This is a genomic window from Oleiphilus sp. HI0061, assembly GCF_001635675.1.
In genome coordinates, this window is record NZ_LWFE01000102.1 from 1 (window position 1) to 2616 (window position 2616).

Annotated in this window: 4 protein-coding genes and 1 pseudogene; all 5 read right to left on the minus strand. The window is 44.1% G+C overall.

All coding sequences use genetic code 11. From position 1 onward, the window contains the following. A partial coding sequence (locus tag A3735_RS01245) for a 50S ribosomal protein L19 (RefSeq protein ID WP_156499302.1) occupies window positions 1–131 on the minus strand: 131 nt, incomplete at its 3' end. A 38-nt stretch (window positions 132–169) separates the two neighbouring features. Next, window positions 170–943 (minus strand): tRNA (guanosine(37)-N1)-methyltransferase TrmD, encoded by a 774-nt coding sequence (gene trmD / locus A3735_RS01250; protein WP_068510832.1) that lies wholly within the window; start codon window positions 941–943, stop codon window positions 170–172. 161 nt (window positions 944–1104) lie between these two features. After that, complete coding sequence (gene rimM / locus A3735_RS01255) at window positions 1105–1647, minus strand: ribosome maturation factor RimM (protein ID WP_068510833.1); 543 nt, start codon at window positions 1645–1647, stop codon at window positions 1105–1107. A 55-nt stretch (window positions 1648–1702) separates the two neighbouring features. Then, complete coding sequence (rpsP, locus tag A3735_RS01260; RefSeq protein WP_068510835.1) at window positions 1703–1951, minus strand: 30S ribosomal protein S16; 249 nt, start codon at window positions 1949–1951, stop codon at window positions 1703–1705. A gap of 183 nt (window positions 1952–2134) precedes the next feature. Further along, a pseudogene (locus A3735_RS01265) lies at window positions 2135–2616 on the minus strand (signal recognition particle protein); the annotation flags it as partial.

Here is a 2616-nt window from a genome sequence, read left to right on the forward strand (position 1 = left end):
TGTAGACGCTCACGGTTACCTTCTTTAACTTTTACTTGAACAACGACTGTATCACCAGGGCCGAATTCTGGAATCTCTGCCGTCATTTGCTCAGCTTCTAAGGCGCTGATAATGTTATTCTTGCTGCTCATTTTACACTCCTAAAAATGATAAACCTAAAGCCTCAGGCCTACCGATTCACTTCTCTAATAAATTCTTGCAACAGAGTCTGCTGCTCGCTATCTAATTCTATTTTGTCCAGCAACTCTGGACGTCGCTGCCATGTTCGCCCCAAGGATTGTTTAAGGCGCCAGCGGCGAATTTTTTCATGATTACCCGACATCAAAACATCAGGAATCGGCTTACCCATAAAAACTTCTGGACGAGTATAGTGAGGACAATCCAACAAACCACTAGCAAACGAATCCTCGGTTGCCGACTCACTATGCCCCAATACCCCAGGTATTAACCTGGAAATGGTATCCAGCAATACCATTGAAGCAAGCTCACCACCACTCAATACGAAATCACCAATTGATATTTCTTCATCAATTTCAGCTTCGATTAAGCGCTCGTCAACTCCCTCATATCGACCACAGACGCAAATCAATCCGTCATATTCAGCCAGTTCCACAGCTTTCTTATGGTCTAGGCGCTGTCCTTGAGGTGACAGGTATACAGTACGTAGTGATACCACCTTCTCGGGCTGATCGTGCTTTAGGTCCTGCACCATCTTTGCCTTAGCGTCGTGAATAGCATCCTGCAAAGGCTGCACTTTCATCAACATTCCCGGGCCACCACCATAAGGTCTATCATCGACCGTACGGTGCTTATCATGGGTGAACTCTCGAGGATTCCAATAATCCAGAGCTATTAGCCCTTTCTTTACTGCCCGCCCAACGACACCATGATCTTCTAGAGAGCGAAACATTTCAGGAAAAAGCGTAACCAGTCCAAAATGCATACATTCACATCTCTAAGCCAGTCACACCACATTGACCAGCAAGTTTCTATCTTTGCACCACTTAAAGAACCAATCCCTTATGCCAGAACTGATTTACAGAACTGATTAAGTAGTGCCTATATAAAAACGCCCCGCAAGTACCGCAATCAGCGCTTTACAAACTAAAACTCCGGATCCCAATCAACTTCAATGGATCCTGCTTCCAGATCTACCGCCAAGACAACCTGATCTGGCAAGTAAGGAATTAATCGCTCCCTACCGTCCAAGCTATCCTTACACTTTTTTACTACCAAAACATCGTTAGATCCGGTTTCAATCAAATGATCAACACGACCAAGTAAAACCTTCTCTTCTACATCAGACCCTGAAGCAAATACTTTCAGACCTTGAAGCTGATGCCAGTAGTAATCACCGCTAGGCAGTTCCGGCAATTCTTCTCGAGGTACAGAAATCAACGAACCACAATACTGCTTAGCCTCATCGCGATCATGACACCCCTTTAACTGGGCGACCAGACCATTGCCATGAGCTTTGCAGCTAAGCACGGTTACCGATCCGTTCTTGCTGCCACCTTCGAGAGTCCAATTTTTATATTGGCAAATATTTTCTTTAGGCTGAGTATAGGAAAACACCTTCACCCAACCCTTAACACCGTATACCGAGGTAATCTTACCCATTACAGCTTTTTCTGTAGCTTTGCTCATGAGTAATTATTTCCAGCCGGTATCAATGTTAGCTTTCCAGACTACTTAAACGGCCTTACGCAGCTTTAGCAGACTCTTTCAAAAGTGTCTTAACTCGGTCAGAAGTCTGAGCACCTTTATCTAACCAGTGCTGAACACGGTCAGAATCAACTCTTAAACGTTCTTCCTGGCCACGTGCCAAAGGATTGAAAAAACCAACACGTTCCAAATAACGACCATCACGTGAAGAACGGCTGTCTGTAACTGTTAGATGATAAAATGGGCGCTTCTTAGAGCCACCACGAGATAAACGGATAGTAACCATTCGTTGTAAATCCTGATTCCAGTTAAAAAATTCCCACACCACACCCGCAAAGCAGGATGACGGCGCTCGAAAGGGCGCATATTCTAGAGCATTACTCTAGAATTGAAAACACTAATTTCTGTTTTTTTACAATATCGCAATAATTCAGAGCGCCCTGCTGCGATTTCCAGTTTTTCTTAACACTTAAAACGGTCCACCGCCGCCTGGAGGCATCATTCCTTTCATCCCCCTCATCATCGACGCCATACCGCCTTTAGAAGAAAATTTCTTCATCATCTTTTGCATTTGCTTGTGCTGCTTTAACAGACGATTAATATCTTGAATCTGCGTACCTGAACCTGCCGCTATACGACGTTTTCTAGAATTGTTAACAGTATCAGGGAAGCGACGTTCTTTGGGCGTCATCGAGGATATAATCGCTTCCATCTGCCCTAAAGACTTATCATTAACTTGCTGTTGTGCAGCCTCTGCCATCTGCCCCATACCCGGCAACTTATCCAGCAAATTACCAACACCACCCATGTTTTTCATTTGTTGCAACTGGTCGCGAAAATCTTCTAAATCAAAGGATTTACCCTTTTTGATCTTTTTAGTAAGTTTTTCAGCTTTCTTCTTATCAAGATTACGCTCAGCCTCTTCAATCAGAGTCAGAACATCACCCATCC

Excerpts from the sequence above, each read along its gene's own strand:
- trmD (WP_068510832.1), bottom strand. The coding sequence starts at position 943 with ATGCATTTTGGACTGGTTACGCTTTTTCCTGAAATGTTTCGCTCTCTA.
- rimM (WP_068510833.1), bottom strand. The coding sequence starts at position 1,647 with ATGAGCAAAGCTACAGAAAAAGCTGTAATGGGTAAGATTACCTCGGTA.
- rpsP (WP_068510835.1), bottom strand. The coding sequence starts at position 1,951 with ATGGTTACTATCCGTTTATCTCGTGGTGGCTCTAAGAAGCGCCCATTT.